Source organism: Streptomyces populi (assembly GCF_002911015.1).
In the GTDB taxonomy this organism is placed as follows: Bacteria; Actinomycetota; Actinomycetes; order Streptomycetales; family Streptomycetaceae; genus Streptomyces; species Streptomyces populi.
This window is the reverse complement of sequence record NZ_KZ626871.1, coordinates 1-20,538: the sequence shown is the minus strand read 5'-3', so window position 1 is coordinate 20,538 and position 20,538 is coordinate 1. Positions and strand designations below refer to the sequence as shown.

The following is a 20,538-nucleotide window of genomic DNA, read 5'->3' as shown; positions in this document are numbered from 1 at the left end:
CGCTCGGGCAGGCTGGGCAGATGGGAGTGTGGGAACTCCTGCTGGTCGGCGTGGTGATCCTGCTCGGCCTGGTCGGAGTACTGGTGCCCGGTCTGCCGGGGTCGTGGCTCGTCTGGTCGGCGGTGCTGTGGTGGGCGCTGAGCTACCCGCAGCCCCTGTCCTGGGCCGTCCTCGTCGCCTCGACCGCGGTCCTGCTGCTCTCCCGGGCGATCCGCTGGATGCTGCCGCCACGACGGCTGCACGAGAGCGGCGCCACCACCCGGATGGCGGTGTACGCGGGCGGCGGGTCGTTCCTCGGTTTCTTCCTGGTCCCGGTGGTCGGCGCCGTGGCCGGTTTCATCGGCGGGATCTACCTCTGCGAGCGGCTGCGCCTCGGCGGACACGGCCCGGCGAAGGCCTCGGTACGGACCGCGATGCGGGCGGGCGGCTGGAGCGTGCTGACGGAGCTCTTCGCCTGCCTGTTGATCATGGGCGCGTGGCTGGGAGCGGTGGTCTGGGGCTAGGGGGTGCCGGTGTCAGCAGGGAGCGCAGGTCGATCGCGCCGGCCAGGGCACGCGTGCCCGCGTCGTTGAAGTGCAGATGGTCTCCGGGGTCGTAGGCGGGGAGGATCCGGTCCGGGCGGGCCGGGTCGCGGACGGCGGCGTCGAGGTCCGCGACCCCGTCGAAGATCCGGTGCGTGCGGACGGCGGCGTTGACGGCCCGCCGTACGGCCTCCCGGGCCGGGGTGTACGCGGCGTGACCGCCGTACGGGGTGATCGTGGCGCCGATGACCCTGATGCCGTGGGCGTGGGCGCGGCGCACGACGAGCCGGTAGGCGTCCTCCAGGGCGCGGGGGTCCGTCTGCTCCGGTGTTCCCTTGATGTCGTTGACGCCCTCCAGCAGGATCATCGTGCGGACGCCCGTACGGGAGAAGACGTCGGCGTCCAGGCGGGTCAGCGCGCTCGGGCCCCGGCCGTCGAGCAGGACGCGGTTCCCGGAGATCCCCGCGTTGAGGACGCCGGGCCTGCGGTGCGCCGGAAGCCCGCGCAGCCGGGCGGCGAGCCGGTCGGGCCAGCGGTGATTGGCGCCGGGCGAGGAGCCGGTGCCGTCGGTGATCGAGTCGCCGAGCGCGACGACACTGCCCGCCGTGGAGGCGCCGAGCACGTCGACGCCGGTCACGTAGTACCAGCTGCCGACGGTGGCGGTGTAGCCGGCGCCGCTCTCCTCGGCGGTCCGGTCGCCCGCGGGGGCGACGAAGTTGGTCTGGAGCGCGGAGCGATGGCAGGTCGCCGGGCCCGAGTCCGCCGGGGTGTGCACCGAGACCAGCAGGTTGGCGTCGGCGGGGACGGACAGGGCGACGGGGTCGCTGACGAGGTCCCGGCCGGCGGGGACGGTGACCGATCCGGCGCCGGCGAAGGTGACCGCGCGCACGGAGTCCGCGACGGCCCGGGGGCTCCCCGGTTCGCCCGGCACCTGAAGCGCCAGGGTCACGGAGCCGAGCCGGAGCGCTCTCGTGCCGAGCCGGTTGGAGAGACGGACCCGCGCGGCCCGGCCGCCGACGCTGGTGTGGACGACGTTGCGGATCGAGGCGCCGGGCAGCGCGGACACGGTGCCGGAGGCCGCGGCCTCCCAGGTTCCCGTCCAGGTCCCCCTCGAGGCCGGGGCCCGCTCCGGAGCGCTCCGGCCGGGCGCGGACCGCGCTTCGGTGATCGCGCCCGTCGAGGTGAGGAGCGAGGCGAGGAGCAGGGCGGTCACCAGGGGGACGGGAAGACGCCGGAACATGATCGCGCGGGGCATGGGGCGATCGATTCCCCGGCTCCGGGCGCCCGCATCGCGTCGTCACACCGCCGGACGCGTCCGAACGGGAGTGGACGGAGGCGGACGGGACGGGAACGGCCGGGACAGGACCGGTTCTCCTCCCTCGGCCCTAGGACCGGAACCCGATGCGCCGAGGGGCGGGGGCGTGTTTGGGTGCTGCCATGACCGAATTCAGTGAGGCCGAGCGCGCGTATCTGAGGTCGCAGCGGCTGGGACGGCTGGCCACCGTCGACCCTCTCGGACAGCCCCAGGCCAACCCCGTCGGCTTCTTCCCGCAGGAGGACGGGACGATCCTGATCGGCGGTTACTCGATGGGCACCACGAAGAAGTGGCGCAACCTCCAGAAGAACCCGAAGGTCGCTCTCGTGGTCGACGACATCGTCAGCCTCGAGCCGTGGAGGGTCCGGGGCGTCGACATCCGTGGGGAGGCCGAACTCCTCACCGGATCACACGACTTGGGTCCGCATTTCAGCGAGGAACTGATCCGGATCCATCCCCGGCGGATCCACAGCTGGGGCCTCGAGGACTGAACGCCCTTGCCGTCGGGCCGGGTCGGGGGGCCGACCGCCCGACCCGATCGGCGACCGGCCGGGTTCTCCCGCCAGGACGACGGGTCGGTCATCCCCCGGTGGGCCCGACGGTCGGCCGTCCGGCCCACCGGGGGGTGGCCGACGCGAGCCGACGGCCGGCGAACCCGTCGGCCGGGGAGTCGGCGGCGGGGAACCGACCGGCCGGTGGGCCGGCCGACCCACCGGGCCGCGGGCTGTCGGTCACAGCTCTCCTGCCGCCCGCAGATGTCCGACGGCGTACGAACGCCACGGGCGCCAGGTGTCCGGGGCGTCCACGCCGGGCGGGGCCACGTCCGGGTCGCCCAGGGCCCGGGTGCGGATGACGGCGGCGGTGCCTTCGTCCATTCCGGGCAGCGCGAGCAGCACCGCCCGGGCCTCTTCGCGGTCCGCGCCCGGGTCGAGTCGCAGGACGCCGTCGGCCAGGGCCGCGGTCAGCGCGCCGAGCGGGCCGCCGGGTTCCGCCTCCGCGAGCACGGCGGCCTCGGGGAAGAGATGGGTGAGCGTCTCGCACTCGGCGTCCAGCCTCTTCCCGTACCGCAGCACCAGCCGCCCGGCCTCCGCCTCCCCGACCAGCGCGCGTACCGCCAGTTCGTCCGGATCGGCGGCGCCCGGCGACCGCAGGCCCGGCCGCGCGGCGACCAGCGGACCCAGCCGCGCGTCGGCTCCCAGCCGCTCGTCGACGGCGTGGGGATCGGCGTCGAGGTCGAACAGCCGCCGCAGCCGCTGCACGGCGGTGGTGAGGTCCCTCAGATCGGTCAGGTGCAGCCGGGCGTCGAGCCAGCCGCCGGGGTGGGCGGCGCCGCCGGGGCCCGGTGCTCCCGCGGTCCGGCCCGCCCCGCCGGCACGGTGGCGGACCGCCGCGGTGCCCTGCCGCTCTTCGACGGCCACGATTCCCGTGCCGTACGGCAGCCGGAGCGTCCGGCGGTACGTGCGTCGGCCGCGGCTGCCGGCCACGGCCTCGACGCCCGGGACGGCCTCGGCGGCCAGCAGGTCGAAGACGGCGGTGGACCGGTAGGGGCCCCGGTGCGCGAGCCGGAGCGGGACGCCCGCGGCGGGGGTGGCCGCGCTGCGGGCGACGGGACCGGTGCGTGGCGCCGCGGCGCGCAACTGGCTCGGCGTCGACGCGTAGACCGTGCGGATCGTGTCGTTGAACTGGCGCACGCTGGCGAACCCGGCCGCGAACGCGATCTGGGTGACGGGGAGTTCGGTGGTCTGGAGGAGTATCCGCGCGGTGTGTGCCCGCTGGGCCCTGGCGAGGGCGACCGGACCCGCGCCGACCTCCTCCGTGAGCTGCCGCTGGACCTGGCGGGCGCTGTACCCGAGGCGTGCGGCGAGGCCTCCGACGCCCTCGCGGTCCACCACCCCGTCGCCGATCAGGCGCATGGCGCGGCCGACGACATCGGCCCGTACGTTCCAGGCCGCCGAACCCGGCACCGCGTCCGGGCGGCATCTGCGGCAGGCCCGGAAGCCCGACCCCTGCGCCGCGGCGGCCGTCGCGTAGAACCGCACGTTGCGCCGCTTCGGCGTCACGGCCGGGCAGCTGGGACGGCAGTAGATCCCGGTCGTCCGCACGGCGAAGAAGAACTCCCCGTCGAACCGGGCGTCCCGGCTCCGCACGGCCTCGTACCTGGTGTCCTCGTGCCTGGTGTCCTCGTCGTTCACCCTTCCAGTGTGGTCCGGCCCGGACGACGGGGCTGGCGGAAATCGGACACGGCGTCCGGGCCCCGGCGACGGTCCGTGCCCACGCCACCACGCGCTCCGGCGGACGGGGCGGAAATAGGACGAAAACAGACAGGGCGGAACCCGAGCGGAACCGGACAGGACGGAACCGGACCCGGCGGACCGGGGTGGGGCCCGGGAATCCGCGCCCCACCCCGTCCCCGGCTACCAGCGGCCGCGCTTGGCCTCCATGGCGGCGCGGCCCTCCGCCCCCTTGCGCTTCCAGTCACGGCGGATCTCGGCGCGCACCCGCGCGTCCGTCTTGGCGACGATCCGCTGGTTCTCGCGGAGCAGCTTGCGGTAGCTCTCCAGCCGCCGCTCCGGCAGCTCGCCGGAGTCGACGGCCGCCAGCACCGCGCATCCGGGCTCGGCGACGTGGGCGCAGTCCTGGAAACGGCAGTCGGCGGCGAACTCCTCGATCTCGGAGAACACCTGCCCGACCCCGCTCTCGGCGTCCCACAGTCCGACCCCGCGCAGCCCCGGGGTGTCGATGAGGACACCGCCGCCCGGCAGCACGAGCAGGTTGCGGGTCGTCGTGGTGTGCCGGCCCTTGCCGTCCATGTCACGGGTGGCCTGTACGTCCATGACGTCCTCGCCCAGCAGCACGTTGGCCAGGGTCGACTTGCCGGCGCCGGACTGCCCGAGCAGCACGGCCGTACCGCCGGCGAGCACGGCTTCCAGGACGTCGAGCCCCTCGCCCGTCTCGGAGCTGACGGCGAGCACGGGCACCCCGGGCGCGGCGGTCTCCACGTCCTGGACGAGGTGCGCGAGGGTCGCCGCCTCCGGGACCAGGTCGGCCTTGGTGAGGACGACCACGGGCTGCGCGCCCGACTCCCAGGCCAGCGCGAGGAACCGCTCGACGCGGCCCAGGTCGAGTTCGACGGCGAGCGAGACGGCCACGACGGCGTGGTCGATGTTGGCCGCGAGGATCTGCCCCTCGGACCGCTCGGAGGAGGTGGAACGCACGAAGGCCGTGCGGCGCGGCAGGTACGCCTTCACGTAACGCGGGTTGCCGGCCGGTTCGACGGCGACCCAGTCGCCGGTGCACACGACGCGCATCGGGTCGTGCGGGGTCACGAAGGCGGTGTCGGCGCGGATGACGCCGTCGGCGGTGGCGACGTCGCACTGACCGCGGTCGACGCGGATCACGCGTCCGGCGACGAGCCCCTCGGCGTCGTAGGGGACGAACTCGTCCGCCCAGGCGTCGTCCCAGCCGTACGGAGCGAGCGGGGAGAGTCCGAGAGAGGCGGACGGGGTGGGGAAAGCGGAGCTGGAAGTCAAGGGAGACCCTTCACAAGGGCGGCCCCGGCGACGCGCACTGCGGCGCGAAGAAAGAAGAGGAAGGTCAGCCGGCGGCCACGGAGGTGGACTTGATGAACTTCTGGATGCGGGCAGCGCCCGTCGCAAAGACAGCCATCGGTCACACCTCCTGTGGAACTCGTTCGAGGCCGACGCCTCGAAACCGACGTGTGAACTGTATCCGGGGTCCCCTCGGACCCGTCAACCGAATTAATCCCGTCCCCGTCCCCGTCCCCGAGGGCGGGGACGGGGACGGTGGGACCGGCGGCTCAGTGAGCCGTCGTGCAGCGTCCGCCGTTGAGGGTGAAGGCGTCCGGGGACGTGTTCCCGTCGTGCCAGGTACCGAGGAAGCCGACGGCGAAGGAGCCTCCCGCGGCGACCGACCTGTTGTAGTCGGCGGCGGTCGCGGTCACCCGGGATCCGTCCTGGGCGACGGTGCCGTCCCACATCTGCGTGACCCGCTGGCCGTCGTCGAAGGCCCAGCCGATCTGCCAGGAGTCGAGGGCCTTGGCGGACGTGACCGTGACGCTGGCCTGGAAGCCGTCCGTCCACTGGTCGACGACGGCGTACTTCACCTCGCAGGACGCGGGGGCCTTCGTGGAGCCGGAAGGTTTCGTGGAGCCCTTGGAGCCCGGGGTCGCGCTGGTGGCACGGGCCGGGGACGAAGGCGTGCCCTGGGGTTCGGGGTCGGACTTCGAGCCCGTGTCGACGCCGGTCTCCACGGGGTCGGGCGAGACGAGCGAGCCCTCGGCGCGGGTGGTCGCCGCCGGGGACGACACTCCGGGGTCGGCCACCGGCCGGCGGTCGGCCGCGTCCCCGCGCGCGGAGACGCCGCGGTCGTCCCCTCCGTCGAAGGGCATCAGGGAGACGGTGAGGGCGAGGCCGGAGACGATGACGGCGGCGACCAGCAGTCCGGTGCGGCCGATCCGGGGCGCGGCCTCCTCGATCTCGGCGAGCCCGGTGTCCGCGGCCGCGTCCGTACGCCCGCCGGCCAGCCCCGCCTCGGCGGCGCGGCGCCTGCGTTCCAGGTAGGCGAGGCCGCCCCAGCCGATCACCCCGCCCGCGAGCGCCGCGGGCAGCCCGCCGCCGTGCAGCCGCAGGCAGGCCGCGGCCTCCGCGCACTCCACGCACCGGGCGAGGTGCCGCGAGAGGTCCTCGGGCGTCTCGGCTCCCGGCGAGCGGGTGACCGCGTCGAGCAGCCGGGCGTAGCTGCGGCAGTCGGCGTCCATCGGCGTGTCGAGGTGGTTGCGGTGGCACCGGTCCCTGAACAGCGTCCGCACCTGGCCGAGTTCCTCGGCGGCCGCCACCGGGTCGAGGGCGAGCCGCCGGGCCACCGCGGGCAGCGGGAGCGCCTCCACCTCGACCAGCCACAACAGGGCCGCGTCGGGTTCCTGGAGGTCCTTCAGACCACGCAGCGCGACCGGGCGGTGCAGCGGGGGCCCGGTGTAGCGGGCGGCCTTCTCGGAGTTGAGCCACAGCCTGAGGTCCGGGTCCAGCCGGTGTCCCTGGCCGTGCGCCTCCCAGGCGGCGGCGGTGGTCCGGACGGAGTTCAGCAGCAGGGGGATCCGGGGCAGCTGGGGGTTCCTGCGGCCGGTGTTCTTCGTGCGGGCCGTGGCCGAGCGCGCCTCGTGGACGCCATGGGTGAACGCCTCGGTGGCCAGCTGGGTGGCCGCGGCGGAGCCGGACGTGCACAGGTCGGCGTACGACAGGACCGCGTCCCAGCATTCCGAGAACAGCGCGGCCTCGGCGGCGTTCTGGGGGGTCGGCAGGTCTGGCATGGGGGGCTCCTGCATCCACGGCTTCCGCGCGCAACGTCGGACAACACCCAACTCGCCGTTTTTCAGACAGAGTTGGGGGCCTTGAAAACAACGGGCCAGAGCCTTTCACGCTTTCGACACAACTGACAAGCGACGTCGTCACATCATGCGGTCACGCAATCACGGGACGGACCGTCGAACGTCGGCGGGCCGAATCCGGATGTCCGCGGCCCGGGGTGGCCCTCGGTCGCCCGTGTCGGGACTCCGGTGGCCAGAGTGTCGTACGGAAGGCGCCCGGGACGGGAACAGATCACTCCGACCTTCACAGGACCTGCAATTCCCCGGCGCGGCAGACCGGGCGCGAAGGGGCGGCACCGGGCACAACGGGGCAGGACGCGTACGGCCGGACGCCGACGGGGCGTCCGGGCCGTACGGGTGCGCCCCCCGGGGGCGCCGGGTCACACCGGGGAGACCGGCTCCTGCGCGGGCAGGCTGTCCATGAAGGAGCTGACGGAGAAGACCGCGCGGCCGGGACCGGGCTCGCCGTACCCGGGCGGCGACTGGAGCCCGAAGTCGTCCATCGTGGCGCGGTAGGCCTCGAGCAGCCGGATGTGGTACTCCAGCGGCGCGCCCTGCGGGTTGGCCTTGCCCAGCGGGGTGGTCGGCTCGGGGCACCATGTGGTGAAGCGGGGCGTGATGCCGTGCGACATGAAGAACCGCAGGCCCTCGGTCGTCGACGCGATCGCCTCGTCGACGCTGGTGAAGCCGAACGGCTCGGCCATCTCCACGCCCGCGACGAAGTTGGGGATCACGTTGCGCGCGCCGAAGATCTCCGCGGAGTCCAGGATCCGCTTGTGCCACTCGTCGCGGCCGACGTAGCGCTCCTTGCCGGGGCAGTACAGCTCGAACAGCCGGCGGTCCCACACCTCGTAGTTCGGGTGGTAGATCTGCACGCCGTGGTCCTTGAAGCGCTGGACGTCGTCGCGCGGCAGCGCCTGGGCCACCACCTTGCCGATCCAACGCCCGGGGAACCTCTCCTCGATGGCCTTGGCGTAGTGGCCGTAGAAGTCGGCCTCGTCGCGTCCGGCGACCGTCCTGGTGATCGCGCCGCCGGTGAGCGTGTACGCCGTCGACGCCTTCGCGGTGTCGTACCGGTCGATGATCTCCAGGGCCTCCAGGACCTCCTCGACGTCCTTCACCCCGGTGTAGGGACGGCCCGCCGCCTTGTGCTGGCGCCAGTTGTGGTTGATGTCGCAGTACTGGCACTCCTCCTTGGCACCGAAGTACTGGCAGACGCGGAAGACGGTGAGGTAGATGAGATAGCCCCACTGGATGGTCGGGGCCACCTCCATCACGGACTTTCCGTTCGAGAGGGTGTGCCGGTAGTACTCGGGCATCGGCGGCACGCCGACGTCGGAGATCCGCTTCCCGTCCAGGTACAGCCCGAGGACGCCCTCGTCGTCGGCGGCGACGCGGTACGGCGAGGCGGGATTGACCCGCACGGACACGACCGTCCGGCGCAGGTCGTACGGGCCACCCGTGAGGATGATCTCCTCCGGCGGGCGCCGGAGCGCGGCCTCGCCCAGCTCGGGCAGGGTGCCGTGGTCGAAGGAGAAGATGAAGTACGACTTCGGTTTGACCTCGCCGTTCTCGTTGTCGCTGAGCGCGGACGCGTCGAAGGCCACGCCCCCGCGCAGCAGGTCCTCCTTGATGACGGCTTCCCGCGGCACGTGCGGGAACCGCTCCATCAGATCCTCGACCAGCGCGGTGCGGCTGCCCATCCCGTTCTCCTCGCTCCCGACCTGCTTCGTCTGTCGTGTTCGACTCCTCACGGTATGCCCCCGCCCGGACATCGGCCGTGCCGGGTCCCCCGCGGCGCGCGAGGCCGCCGCGGCCCGGGATCTCGCTTGCTCCGTCCGGACGCCGCTGCGAGAGTCGTCGCCATGCCTTCCTTCACCGCGTACGACGGGACCGAGCTGGCCTTCGGCACCTCCGGGGACGGCCCGCCCCTGGTGTGTCTGCCCGGCGGACCGATGCAGGACAGCGACTACCTCGGGAACCTGGGCGGGCTGTCCGCGCACCGGCGGCTGATCATGGCCGATCCGCGCGGGACCGGCGGGTCGGCGGTCCCGGCGGACCCCGGCTCGTACCGCTGCGACCGGCTGGTCGACGACGTCGAGGCCCTGCGCGAGCACCTCGGGCTCGACCGGATGGACCTGCTCGCGCACTCCGCCGGGACGAATCTCGCCGTGCTCTACGCCCAGCGTCACCCGGAGCGCGTCGGACGCCTCGCGCTGATCACGCCGAGCGTCCACGCCGTCGGGGTCGAGATCACCGGCGAGGTCCGGCGGGCGACGGCGCTGCTGCGCAAGGACGAGCCGTGGTTCCCCGAGGCGTTCGCGGCGCTGGAGGCGATCGTCGCCGGGAAGGGGGACGCCGCCGCGTTCTCGGCCATCGCCCCCTTCTGGTACGGACGTTGGGACGCGGCCGCCCGGGCCCACCGGGACGCGGAGGACGCGCACCGCAACCAGGAGGCCGCGGCCCGCTTCTCCGACGGCGCCTTCGACCCGGAGGTCACCCGGGCGGCGCTGGCCCGCCTGGAGTCCCCGGTGCTGGTGCTCGCCGGGGAGGTCGACCTGAACTCGCCGGTCCCGGCGACGGCCGAGGTCGCCGCCCTGTTCCCGCGCGCCGAGCTGGTCGTCCAGTCCGGGGCCGGGCACTTCCCGTGGCTGGACGATCCGGCGCGGTTCGTGGCGGCGACGGAGGCGTTCCTGGCCCGGTCCGCCGGCTGAGGGCCGAGGGCCAGGCCCGGTCCCCGGCGCCCGGCTCGCCCCCTGACGGCCCGGCCCGCCCACCGGCGGCCGGGCCCTCGGGGCGTGTGCCCCGCCCGACGGGGCGGACGGGCTCGGGGAGCGGGCCGTCAGGCGGTCCGCTCCAGGTCCTCCAGGCCGATCCGGAACTCCGGCACCCTCCCGGACAGCAGGCGTTCGGCCTCCCGGAGCACGGTCAGGCCGAGGCGGGCGACCTCGTTGCCCTGCGATCCGGCCAGGTGGGGGGTGACGAAGGCGTTCGGGAGGTCGTGCAGCGGGGAGTCGGCGGGCAGCGGCTCGGGGTCGGTGACGTCCAGGATCGCGCTGACGTGCCCGGCGCGCAGCGCCTCGATCAGGGCGTCGTGGTCGACCAGGGAGCCACGGGCGGTGTTGACGAGGACCGATCCGGCGGGCATCAGCGCGAGTTCGCGGCGGCCGATCAGGTGCCGGGTCTCCGGGGTCCCCGGGGCGTGGACCGTGACGACGTCGCTGCCGGCGAGCAGTTCGTCCAGTGGCAGCAGGGGAACGCCGAGGGACGCCGCCCCGGCCTCGTCCACGTAGGGGTCGGTGAGGCTCACCGACAGGTCGAAGGGCCGGAGCAGTTCGATGAGGCGCCTGCCGATGCGCGAGGCGCCCACGACGCCCACCCGGCGGCCGAAGTTGCCGATGCCGGGGAGGATCTCGCCGTAGGGGAAGGCCCGTTCGGCGCGCAGGCGTTCCCGGTGGGCGAAGACGTCCTTGCCCGCGAGCAGGATCATGGCGAGCGTGTACTCGGCGACGGGCAGCGCGTTCGCGGCGGCGGCCGAGGAGACGACGATGCCGCGCTCCCACACCGCCGGTGTCGCGAAGCCCTTCACGGAGCCGGCCGCGTGCAGCACGGCCCGCAGCTTCGGGGCCGCGTCGAGCACGGCCGCGTCGAGCACGGGACACCCCCAGCCGGTGATCAGGATCTCGGTGTCGGCGAGACGGGCCCGGACCCGCGGGCCGGTGAAGTCGCCCGCCGCGAACGAGGGATCGACGTCCACCAGCTCGCGCAGCCGGGCGAGGACGTCCGGCGGGAAGATCCTCGTCACGTTCTCGGCGGTCATGGCGAACATCGCCACGGGCCGCCCGGACGGTTCCGCCACGGGACGCTCGGTCAAGGAGGTGGCCTTCCGCTTCGGGGACACCGACGACAGCAACCGCTCTCTACGGTAGGTCGCGCCACGCGGGAGGGTCAACGGAGCGGGTCTGCCACCTGGGCGGACCGGCGGGGTAGGTTCCCCGGGTGGCCGTCGCACCGGCCGCGCACGGCGACTCCCGGGGAGGGACGACAGGGATGACTCGGACCCTGACCAACTGGGCCGGCAACATCACGTACACGGCCGGGGAGCTGCACCGGCCCTCCTCGCTCGACGCGCTGCGCGCCCTGGTCGCGGGCAGCTCCCGGGTCCGGGTGCTGGGCAGCGGGCACTCGTTCAACGAGATCGCCGAACCGGGCCCCGACGGCGTCCTGCTGTCACTGGCCGCGCTGCCGCCCGCGGTGGACGTCGACACGGCGGCCCGCACGGTACGGGTCTCGGGCGGTGTCCGGTACGCCGAGCTCGCCCGTCGGGTGCACGAGCACGAACTCGCGCTGCACAACATGGCCTCGCTCCCGCACATCTCGGTCGCGGGATCGGTCGCCACCGGCACCCACGGGTCCGGGGTGACGAACGGGTCGCTCGCCGCCGCCGTGCGCGAGGTCGAGCTGATCACGGCGGACGGCTCCACCCTGGTGATCGGCCGGGACGAGGAGCGGTTCGGCGGTGCCGTGACCTCGCTGGGCGCACTCGGCGTGGTCACCGCGCTCACCCTCGACCTGGAACCGGACTTCGAGGTGAGCCAGCACGTCTTCACCGAACTCCCCTTGGAAGGGCTCGACTTCGAGGCGGTCGCGGCATCCGCGTACAGCGTGAGCCTGTTCACCGACTGGGGGCGGCCCGGCTTCCGCCAGGTGTGGCTCAAGCGGCGCACGGACCGGCCGTCGCCCGACTTCCCGTGGGCGGCGCCCGCGACCGGGCCCGTGCATCCGGTGCCGGGCATGCCCGCCCGCAACTGCACCGAGCAGCTGGGGGTCCCCGGCCCCTGGCACGAGCGGCTGCCGCACTTCCGGGCCGAGTTCACCCCGAGCAGCGGGGCCGAGCTGCAGTCGGAGTACCTGCTGGCGCGCTCGGACGCCATGGCGGCGCTGCACGCCCTGGACGCGATCCGCGCGGCGGTCGCGCCGGTGCTTCAGATCTGCGAGGTGCGGACCGTGGCCGCCGACGACCAGTGGCTGAGTCCGGCGTACGGCCGGGACACCGTGGCGGTGCACTTCACCTGGATCGAGGACACCGCGGCCGTGCTGCCGGTGGTGCGGCGGGTCGAGCGGGCGCTGGAGCCGTTCGGGCCGCGGCCGCACTGGGGCAAGGTGTTCACCGTCCCGCCCGAGGTGCTGCGCGAACGGTCGCCGCGGCTGGACGGGTTCAGGGCGCTGGCCGCCGGGCTCGACCCGGCGGGGACCTTCGCCAACGCCTTCGTACGGGATTTCCTCGGCTCCCCGTCCTGACCTTCCTCCACCCCATTTCCTAACCCCTTGTCGAATGTCCCCGGCGGGCCATAGCCTGGCGCGGCGCCGGGCCGACGCGTCCGGCGGCCGGTGTGCGGGAGCGAGGGGGAGTCCCATGAGGCGCGGTACGTCACGCGACATCCGCACCGCGAACCGGTACGAGGTGCTGCGCCAGATCATCGCCGAGTCCCCCACCTCACGGCAGGAGCTGGCGGCGGCGACCGGGCTCAGCCTGGCCACGGTCGCCACGCTCGTGGGCGAACTGCTCGACCTGGGGATGCTGACCGAGGTCGGGTTCGAGGACTCCGCGGGCGGCCGCCCGCGGGGGCTGGTGGCGGTCGACGCGGCCGGGGGCGCCCTCATCGGTGTCGACATCGCGGAGACGTACGTCCGGGTCGAGCTGTTCGACCTGGCCCTGAACGTGCTCGCCCGCGCCGACGAGGACATGCGCCCCGGCGAGAGCGGTCCGCAGCAGGTGGTCGGGCACGTCGCGGCCGCCGTCGGCTCGGTGGTCGCGCAGGCCGGGGTGGAGGACGCCCGGGTCCTGGGCGTGGGTGTCAGCGTCCCCGGGCAGGTCGACCGCGACACCGGGGTCGCGGAGTACGCGCCCAACTGGGACTGGCACGACGTGCCGTTGCTCGATCTGCTCGCGGAGCACATCGCCTACCCGCTCCACCTCGACAACCCGCTGCGCGCCTGCGCGGTCGCCGAGCTGTGGTTCGGCGCGGCCCGCGGACGCGGTGACGCCGTCGTGGTCAATCTGGGCACGGGCGTGGGCGCCGGTCTCGCGCTCGGCGGCGGGCTGCACCGGGGCGTCAGCAACAGCGCGGGCGAGTGGGGCCACACCACCCTCGTGCTGGACGGACGGCCGTGCCACTGCGGCAATCACGGCTGCGTGGAGACGTATGTCGGGGCTCCTGGGATCATGCTGAACCTGCGGGAACTGAGCCCCGGGAGCACGCTGTTGCACCCGGAGGACCAGACCGCGACGATCGACGCCCTCGCGGCGGGCGTCGCCGCGGGGGACCCGGTGGCCGTCGAGGTCGTGCGCGACACCGCCCGTTACCTCGGCGCCGGGATCTCCGACCTGGTCAACCTGCTCAACCCCGAGGTGGTCGTGCTGAGCAGCTGGGTCGCGGCCGCCCTCGGGGAACCGCTGCTGCGCGCGGTGCGCGAGGCCGTGGCCCGGCACGCGCTGCGGCGTCCGCTCGCGGCCACCGAGATCGTCCTCTCCCCCATTCCGACCGACCCGGTCTGTCTGGGCGCGGCGACGTTCGCCCTCGAAGGGGCGCTCCAGTCGGCCGGCCGGCGACCGACCGGGCGGACCGCCGCCGCCAGGAGCCGCACAGCTCCCCCGGTGTGACCTCGGCATCGGCCCCGACAGCACGGTTCAGCGCAAGTACCCACGCTTTCAAGTGAGTTGACGGTTCACGATCCATCGCTCCGATGGATTCCGACCCGCGCCGTCCGGTATCCCGAACCCCCGGCAACGCTTCGCACCGACTTCGTCCAACCCCTTGCCGAAGGATTGTCGGAAGGTTAACGTCCCGCACCGCACGGCGCATTCGGCCCGCGGCCGCACGCAACCAGCATGCACAGCGCACTCGAACCGCCCACAAGACAAGGACGTCACCATGTCGGCATTGAGCAGCAACTGGGACCGTCGATCCGTACTGCGGTCCGCCGCCGGCCTCGCCGCCCTCGGGCCGCTGGCCGCCTGCGGAAGCAACAACGGGCGCTCCGGGGGCGGGAGTTCGGGCAAGGAACTGGTCCAGTACTTCCACGCCTACGGGGAGGCGGGTACCGAGCAGGCCGTCAAGCGGTACGCGAAGGCCTACGACAAGGCCGAGGTGACCACGCAGTGGATCACCGGCAGCGACTTCGAGAGCAAGCTGTTCGCCTCGCTGCTCACGAAGAACGCACCCGACGTCTTCGAGTTCCACCCGCAGATCCAGCTCGTCAGGAGCGGCCAGGTGGCGGACCTGAGCGACATCGTCGATCCGGTCGAGGACGACTTCAACCCGGCCGACATCGCCTCGCACACGGTCGACGGGAAGATCTACGGCGTCCGCATGATCGACGACCCGCAGTTCTTCTTCTACCGGCCCTCCCTGCTCCAGAAGGCCGGCGTCGAGGTGCCGACCACGCTCGACGAACTCATCGAGGCCGCGGCGAAGTTGACGACCGGCAAGGTCAAGGGCCTGTTCATCGGAAACGACCTGCACGCGGTCATCAACCCGATGATCTGGTCCGCGGGCGCCGACACCCTCGACGGGAAGAACCGGATCGCCTACCACACCGAGGGGGTCAAGGAGGGGCTGAAGAAGATGCGGAGCCTGTTCACCAGCGGCCATCTGCTCCTCGACGCCCCGGCCGACTACTGGGACCCGTCGGCGATCGACCAGGGCCTGTGCGCCATCCAGTTCTGCGGGATGTGGGCGATGCCGCAGATGCAGAAGACGCTCGGCGACGACATCGGAGTGTTCCCCTTCCCGAAGGTCACCGACTCCGGCAAGCCGTCCGTCTACAACGGCGGCTGGTCGATGTTCGTCAACGCCAAGGGCCGGAACGTCGACCTGGCCAAGGAGTACGTGAAGTGGCTGTGGATCGACCAGAAGAAGTACCAGGAGGACTGGTCGCTGTCGTACGGCTTCCACATCCCACCGCGTTCCTCGCTCGCCGCGTCCGCCGACAAGCTCAAGTCGGGTCTTCCCGCCGAAGGCGTGAAACTCTTCGGTGAGTACGGGCACTTCGACAACATCGGCTGGACCCAGTCCATGATCACCGCGCTCGAGGACGTCTTCGCCGACTGCGTCCGCAAGGACGGGGACCCGGAGGCCGCGCTCGACAAGGCGGACGTGACCGTGAACCGCGAGCTCAAGAAGCTCTTCGGATAGGCCGGCGGACGGGCCCCGACATGTCGACCACCACCTCGCGCGGTGTCCCGCGATCCGTCCCGGCCGAAGCCGCGGCGGCCCGGCCGCGACGGTTCCGGCGGGGCGGGAACACCCTCGCCTTCTGGCTCTTCACCGGCCCCTTCCTCATCGGCCTGACCGTCTTCGTGTACGTGCCGATCGGCTGGAGCCTGTGGCTGAGCTTCTTCGAGGCACGCTTCACCGTCACCCCCGACAAGTTCGTCGGCCTCGACAACTACCGGCAGATGCTGGAGAACGGCAAGTTCACCGGTTCGCTGGTGACGTTCACCGTCTTCGCCGCCTTCATCGTGCCGCTCACCTGGGCGCTCTCGCTCGGACTCGCGCTGCTGGTGAACCGGCTGCGGTTCATGCGGGCGTTCTTCCGGTCGGTGTTCTTCCTGCCGACCGCGTGCAGTTACGTCGCCGCCTCGCTGATCTGGAAGATGTCCGTCTTCAGCGGAGTGCGCTTCGGTCTGATGAACACCGTCCTCGGCTGGTTCGGGGCCGAGAACATCGCCTGGCTGGCCGACCCCGATCCGCCCTGGTACTGGCTGGTCATCGTGACCGCGCGGCTCTGGCTCCAGGCCGGCTTCTACATGATCCTCTTCCTGGCCGCCCTGCAGAACATCCCGCCCGAGCTCTACGAGGCCGCCGCGATCGACGGTGCCGGGCCCGGCTGGCAGTCCTTCCGCCACATCACCCTGCCGCAGCTGCGCGCCACCTCGACGGCCGTGATCCTGCTGCTCCTCGTGGCCGCCTACCAGGCCTTCGACGAGTTCTTCAACCTGCTCTCGAAGACCACCTGGGGCCGCCCGCCGCTCGTCGAGCTGTACTACACGGCGCTCGGCCAGGCGCAGGACTACGGCGCGGGCAGCGCGGGCGCGGTCGTCCTCACGCTGCTCATCTGCATGGTGACCCTGCTCCAGGGCAGGTTCATGGGATTCGGACGCGGGGAGGACGCCGGATGACCGCCGTCACGAAGGACCGGGGAACCCACGCCGCGCCGAAGAGGCGCCGGCGGAACGACCGCGGCGGCGCCCTCGGCAGTACGGGTCTGTACGTCGCCACCGGGGTCGCCGCCCTGCTGTTCCTGGTCCCCTTCTACCTGCTCGTGCGCAACGCCCTGTCGACCGACGCCGAGATCACCGGCGAGAACTGGAAGTTCTTCCCCACCGACCTCGAGTGGGGCAACATCGCCGAGCTGTTCGACGACCCCACCGTCCCCTTCGCCCGCTCCCTGTGGAACTCCGCCGTCGTCGGGGTGCTGCACACCCTCGGCACCCTGCTGGTCTGCTCGCTCGCCGGCTACGGCCTCGCGCGGATCCCGTACCGGCACGCCGACAAGGTCTTCTACGCGGTGCTGGTCACCCTGATGGTCCCCTCCGCCGTGACCTTCGTGCCGAGCTTCGTGCTCGTGTCCTCGCTCGGCTGGGTGGACAGTCTTCGCGGTCTCATCATTCCGGGGCTTTTCAGCGGTTTCACGTGCTTCCTCTTCCGGCAGTACTTCTTGGGGTTCCCGAAGGAACTGGAGGAGGCGGCGCGCATGGACGGGCTCGGCCACTGGGGCGCGTACTGGCGCATCGTCGTGCCCAACTCCCTCAACTTCTTCGCCGCGATCGGGACCATCACGTTCATCAGCGGCTGGAACGCCTTCCTGTGGCCGCTGGTCATCGGCCAGGACCCCGACGCCTGGACGGTCCAGGTGGCGCTGTCCTCGTACATGACGAACCAGACCGTCAACTTCCATCTGATCTTCATGGCCACGGCCATTTCCATCCTGCCGCTGGTGTTCGTGTTCCTCTTCCTCCAGCGCTGGCTGGTCCAGGGAATCGCGCAGACCGGCATCAAGGGCTGAACTAGGAGACGCATGTCTTTCCGCACCTCTCCCGGAACACCGGCCTCTCCCCCCTCCCCCGCCGACTACGTCGAGGACGTCTCCCCCGGCGGCGGCGTCCTCCCGCCCCGCGCCTGGTACGCGGCCTCGGACGCCCGGTCCCTCTCCCTGAACGGCCGCTGGGACTTCCGGCTCTCCCCCGCCGCCGACACCGAGGACGACTCCTTCGCGGCCGAGGGGTACGAACCCGGGGGCTGGGCCGAGGTCCAGGTCCCCGGCCACTGGGTGATGCAGGGCCACGGCTCACCGATCTACACCAACCACCTCTATCCGTTCCCGGTCGACCCGCCGCGCGTACCGGCCGAGAACCCGACCGGTGACCACCTGCGCCGCTTCGACCTGCCGCCGGACTGGCCGGCGGACGGCGGTACGGTCCTGCGCTTCGACGGGGTCGAGTCCTGTGCCCGGGTCTGGCTGAACGGCACGGACCTCGGCACGTTCCAGGGCTCGCGGCTGCCGCACGAGTTCGCCGTGGGCCACCTGCTGAGGCCGGACGGCAACGTGCTCGCGGTCCGGGTGCACCAGTGGTCGGCGGGCTCCTATCTGGAGGACCAGGACCAGTGGTGGCTGCCGGGCATCTTCCGCGACGTCACCCTGCTGCACCGGCCGCCGGGCAGCGCGCTCGACTTCTTCGTGCACGCCTCGTACGACCACCGGGAGGGCCTCGGAACCCTGCGCGTCGACTCCGACGTCGACGGACGGGTCCTCGTCCCCGGCCTGGACATCGATGTCGCGACCGGGACACCGGTGACGCTGCCGGTGCTGCCGTGGACGGCCGAGACGCCCCGGCTCTACGACGGCGAACTGGTCACCGAGGGCGAGCGCGTCCCCCTGCGCATCGGCTTCCGCACGGTCGAGCTCCACGACGGTCTGATCAAGGTGAACGGCACGGCCGTCCTCTTCAAAGGCGTCAACCGGCACGAATGGCATCCGGAGAAGGGCCGCGCCCTCGACCCGGAGACCATGCTCGCGGACGTGCTGCTGATGAAGCGGCACAACATCAACGCCGTGCGCACCTCCCACTATCCGCCCCACCCCGCCTTCCTCGACCTGTGCGACACCTACGGTCTGTGGGTCGTCGACGAGTGCGACCTGGAGACCCACGGCTTCACCGAACAGGCCTGGCGGGACAACCCCGCCGACGACCCCCGCTGGACACCCGCGCTGCTCGACCGGGCCGCGCGCACGGTCGAACGCGACAAGAACCACCCGTCCGTCGTCCTGTGGTCCCTCGGCAACGAGGCCGGCACCGGACGCGGCCTCACCGCGATGGCCGAGTGGATCCGCGCCCGCGACACCTCACGGCTCGTCCACTACGAGGGCGACCACGACTGCCGTGACACGGACGTCTATTCACGCATGTACACCGATCACGCCGAGGTCGAACGGATCGGCCGGCACCAGGACGGCGGAGGACTGAAGAGGCGTCGGCTTCCCTTCATCCTGTGCGAGTACGGGCACGCCATGGGCAACGGCCCCGGCGGCCTCGCCGACTACCAGCGCCTGTTCACCTCGTACGACCGTCTCCAGGGCGGGTTCGTCTGGGAGTGGATCGACCACGGCATCGCGGACGAGCGCCACGGGTTCGCGTACGGAGGGGACTTCGGCGAGGAACTGCACGACGGGAACTTCGTCTGCGACGGGCTCCTCTTCCCGGACCGGACGCCGTCCCCCGGTCTCGTCGAGTACAAGAAGGTGATCGAGCCCGTCCGCGTCGACGGCGGGGACTCCTTCTCCCCGCCCGGTGGGCGCCGGGAGGCCGCCGCCGGCTGGGACGGCACCGTGCGCGTCACCAACGGGTACGACTTCACGGACCTTTCCCACCTGGCCTTCGAGTGGTCGTACCAGGTGGACGGCCGGAGCGCCGGGTCGGGCCCGCTCGTGGTGCCCGCGCTGGCGCCGGGCGAGACGGCCGACGTCAAACTGCCCGCACCGCCCGTGGATCCACGGGGCGCGGGAGCGCGGTGGACGGTCCGGGCGGTGCTGGCCGACGACACGGTCTGGGCACCGCGCGGCCATGTCGTCGCCTGGACCCAGCTCTCCGTGGCGGAACCGGCGCCGCCGTCCGTCACCGCCTCCGCGCCTCCGGTCCCCGGCGAGCGGGTGATCACGCTCGGGCCGGGAACCTTCGACGCCCGCACCGGTGCGCTGCTGGCCGTCGGCGGGGTCGAGGTCACCGGTCCGCGCCTCGACGTGTGGCGCGCCCCGACCGACAACGACAACGGCGCGCACTGGCAGTCGGACGCCCGTCACGGTCCGCTCTGGCGGGCGCTGGGGCTGCACCGGATGCGGCACCGCCCGGACGCGGTGGAGGCGGGCGACGACTCCCTGACCGTACGCACCCGGGTGGCGCCCGCGGCCCGGGACGTGGGCCTGCGCACGGTGTACCGCTGGACCTCCGACGGCACGCGGCTGCGGCTGACCGTGTCCGTGACGCCGGAGGGCCGGTGGACGCTTCCCCTGCCCCGGCTCGGCGTCCGGCTCGGGCTCGCGGCCTCCGCCGACCGGGTGACCTGGCTCGGCGGCGGCCCCGGGGAGGGATACCCCGACACCGGATCGGCCTGTGCGTACGGGCTCTGGGAGTCGACGGTCGACGCCCTACAGACGCCGTACGTGCGCCCGCAGGAGAACGGCGCCCGGCCCGGCGTCCACCGGGCCGAGATCGGCGGGCTGAGGATCGAGGGCGACCCGGCCTTCTGGTTCACCGCGCGCCGCTGGACGACCGAGCAGCTGGACGCGGCGGAGCACCGGGCGGATCTGCTCCCCGGCGACACGGTCTGGGTCAACCTCGACCACGGCCAGCAGGGCATCGGTTCGCAGTCGTGCGGTCCCGGCGCCCTTCCGCGGTATCGACTGTGGCCCGCTCCGGCGGAGTTCTCGTTCGTGTTCTCCGAGATCACGGACTGAGGCCCGCGTCCCGGGTGCGGCCGGACGGCTCTCCCCGGCCGTCCGGCCGCACCGTCAGTGACCGGCGCAGCAGGGTGTCGGGTCCGGCACCTCGAAGGGCACCAGGGTGCCGCCGGCGGCCGGCATCGCCGCGAGGACCAGACGGCCCTCGCGCCACTCCGGGCGCACGTGGTCGCGGGTGACCAGCTCCGCCTCCGAGGAGGCCCCTTCGGGCGAACCGAGTACGGCGACCCGGTCCACCGCCGTGACCTCCAGCAGCCGGCCGACGGTCAGGACGCCGGTGACCGCGTCGGACCCCGGGT

General features: G+C 72.7%; 15 protein-coding genes and 1 pseudogene. 9 read left to right on the top strand and 7 right to left on the bottom strand.

Going from position 1 to position 20,538, the window contains the following annotated elements; translation table 11 throughout:
* Positions 1-20: 20 nt before the first annotated feature.
* On the top strand, positions 21-503 hold the full coding sequence (locus tag CW362_RS18150; protein WP_103550541.1) for a DUF456 domain-containing protein: 483 nt from the start codon (positions 21-23) through the stop codon (positions 501-503).
* On the opposite strand, the gene CW362_RS18145 is transcribed toward CW362_RS18150, so the two are convergent.
* Positions 466-1,776: an SGNH/GDSL hydrolase family protein gene (locus tag CW362_RS18145; RefSeq protein ID WP_103550540.1), complete on the bottom strand. Its 1,311-nt coding sequence runs from the start codon at positions 1,774-1,776 to the stop codon at positions 466-468. The genes CW362_RS18150 and CW362_RS18145 overlap by 38 nt on opposite strands.
* Before the next feature lie 182 nt (positions 1,777-1,958).
* On the opposite strand from CW362_RS18145, the gene CW362_RS18140 reads away from it, so the two are divergent.
* Positions 1,959-2,327 (top strand): PPOX class F420-dependent oxidoreductase, encoded by a 369-nt coding sequence (locus CW362_RS18140; protein WP_103550539.1) that lies wholly within the window; start codon positions 1,959-1,961, stop codon positions 2,325-2,327.
* Between the two features lie 240 nt (positions 2,328-2,567).
* Here CW362_RS18140 and CW362_RS18135 read toward each other — a convergent pair whose 3' ends face one another.
* From CW362_RS18135 to CW362_RS18120, 4 genes are all read right to left on the bottom strand, one after another.
* Positions 2,568-4,028: a DNA-3-methyladenine glycosylase 2 family protein gene (locus tag CW362_RS18135; RefSeq protein ID WP_103550538.1), complete on the bottom strand. Its 1,461-nt coding sequence runs from the start codon at positions 4,026-4,028 to the stop codon at positions 2,568-2,570.
* Positions 4,029-4,250: 222 nt separating this feature from the next.
* Complete coding sequence (gene rsgA / locus CW362_RS18130) at positions 4,251-5,366, bottom strand: ribosome small subunit-dependent GTPase A (RefSeq protein ID WP_103550537.1); 1,116 nt, start codon at positions 5,364-5,366, stop codon at positions 4,251-4,253.
* Positions 5,367-5,653: 287 nt separating this feature from the next.
* A complete protein-coding gene (locus tag CW362_RS18125) occupies positions 5,654-7,162 on the bottom strand; it encodes a cellulose-binding domain-containing protein (protein ID WP_103550536.1) in 1,509 nt (502 codons plus the stop codon).
* Positions 7,163-7,599: 437 nt separating this feature from the next.
* Complete coding sequence (locus tag CW362_RS18120) at positions 7,600-8,922, bottom strand: radical SAM protein (protein ID WP_103550535.1); 1,323 nt, start codon at positions 8,920-8,922, stop codon at positions 7,600-7,602.
* A gap of 162 nt (positions 8,923-9,084) precedes the next feature.
* On the opposite strand from CW362_RS18120, the gene CW362_RS18115 reads away from it, so the two are divergent.
* Positions 9,085-9,933: an alpha/beta fold hydrolase gene (locus CW362_RS18115; protein ID WP_103550534.1), complete on the top strand. Its 849-nt coding sequence runs from the start codon at positions 9,085-9,087 to the stop codon at positions 9,931-9,933.
* 128 nt (positions 9,934-10,061) lie between these two features.
* On the opposite strand, the gene CW362_RS18110 is transcribed toward CW362_RS18115, so the two are convergent.
* Complete coding sequence (locus tag CW362_RS18110; RefSeq protein ID WP_206300981.1) at positions 10,062-11,039, bottom strand: hydroxyacid dehydrogenase; 978 nt, start codon at positions 11,037-11,039, stop codon at positions 10,062-10,064.
* A gap of 230 nt (positions 11,040-11,269) precedes the next feature.
* On the opposite strand from CW362_RS18110, the gene CW362_RS18105 reads away from it, so the two are divergent.
* The 6 genes from CW362_RS18105 (at position 11,270) to CW362_RS18080 (ending at position 20,236) form a co-directional block, all read left to right on the top strand.
* Complete coding sequence (locus CW362_RS18105) at positions 11,270-12,520, top strand: FAD-binding protein (protein ID WP_103550532.1); 1,251 nt, start codon at positions 11,270-11,272, stop codon at positions 12,518-12,520.
* 115 nt (positions 12,521-12,635) lie between these two features.
* Entirely contained in the window at positions 12,636-13,883 is a 1,248-nt protein-coding gene (locus CW362_RS18100) for an ROK family transcriptional regulator (protein WP_103550531.1), read from the top strand.
* 271 nt (positions 13,884-14,154) lie between these two features.
* The gene (locus tag CW362_RS18095; RefSeq protein WP_103550530.1) at positions 14,155-15,417 is read left to right on the top strand and encodes an ABC transporter substrate-binding protein; all 1,263 of its coding nucleotides are present in this window, start codon (positions 14,155-14,157) and stop codon (positions 15,415-15,417) included.
* 20 nt (positions 15,418-15,437) lie between these two features.
* Positions 15,438-16,403, top strand: coding sequence for a carbohydrate ABC transporter permease (locus tag CW362_RS18090; RefSeq protein WP_103550529.1), 966 nt, complete (start codon positions 15,438-15,440; stop codon positions 16,401-16,403).
* A complete protein-coding gene (locus tag CW362_RS18085) occupies positions 16,400-17,290 on the top strand; it encodes a carbohydrate ABC transporter permease (RefSeq protein WP_103550528.1) in 891 nt (296 codons plus the stop codon). The genes CW362_RS18090 and CW362_RS18085 overlap by 4 nt, the downstream gene beginning before the upstream one ends.
* 12 nt (positions 17,291-17,302) lie before the next feature.
* Positions 17,303-20,236: a glycoside hydrolase family 2 TIM barrel-domain containing protein gene (locus tag CW362_RS18080; protein ID WP_103550527.1), complete on the top strand. Its 2,934-nt coding sequence runs from the start codon at positions 17,303-17,305 to the stop codon at positions 20,234-20,236.
* 54 nt (positions 20,237-20,290) lie between these two features.
* Here CW362_RS18080 and CW362_RS18075 read toward each other — a convergent pair.
* A pseudogene (locus tag CW362_RS18075) lies at positions 20,291-20,538 on the bottom strand (hypothetical protein); the annotation flags it as partial.

Coding starts and splice junctions, on each gene's coding strand:
- CW362_RS18150 (WP_103550541.1), top strand. CDS start 21: ATGGGAGTGTGGGAACTCCTGCTGGTCGGCGTGGTGATCCTGCTCGGC.
- CW362_RS18145 (WP_103550540.1), bottom strand. CDS start 1,776: ATGCCCCGCGCGATCATGTTCCGGCGTCTTCCCGTCCCCCTGGTGACC.
- CW362_RS18140 (WP_103550539.1), top strand. CDS start 1,959: ATGACCGAATTCAGTGAGGCCGAGCGCGCGTATCTGAGGTCGCAGCGG.
- CW362_RS18125 (WP_103550536.1), bottom strand. CDS start 7,162: ATGCCAGACCTGCCGACCCCCCAGAACGCCGCCGAGGCCGCGCTGTTC.
- CW362_RS18120 (WP_103550535.1), bottom strand. CDS start 8,922: ATGGGCAGCCGCACCGCGCTGGTCGAGGATCTGATGGAGCGGTTCCCG.
- CW362_RS18115 (WP_103550534.1), top strand. CDS start 9,085: ATGCCTTCCTTCACCGCGTACGACGGGACCGAGCTGGCCTTCGGCACC.
- CW362_RS18110 (WP_206300981.1), bottom strand. CDS start 11,039: ATGACCGCCGAGAACGTGACGAGGATCTTCCCGCCGGACGTCCTCGCC.
- CW362_RS18105 (WP_103550532.1), top strand. CDS start 11,270: ATGACTCGGACCCTGACCAACTGGGCCGGCAACATCACGTACACGGCC.
- CW362_RS18100 (WP_103550531.1), top strand. CDS start 12,636: ATGAGGCGCGGTACGTCACGCGACATCCGCACCGCGAACCGGTACGAG.
- CW362_RS18095 (WP_103550530.1), top strand. CDS start 14,155: ATGTCGGCATTGAGCAGCAACTGGGACCGTCGATCCGTACTGCGGTCC.
- CW362_RS18090 (WP_103550529.1), top strand. CDS start 15,438: ATGTCGACCACCACCTCGCGCGGTGTCCCGCGATCCGTCCCGGCCGAA.
- CW362_RS18085 (WP_103550528.1), top strand. CDS start 16,400: ATGACCGCCGTCACGAAGGACCGGGGAACCCACGCCGCGCCGAAGAGG.
- CW362_RS18080 (WP_103550527.1), top strand. CDS start 17,303: ATGTCTTTCCGCACCTCTCCCGGAACACCGGCCTCTCCCCCCTCCCCC.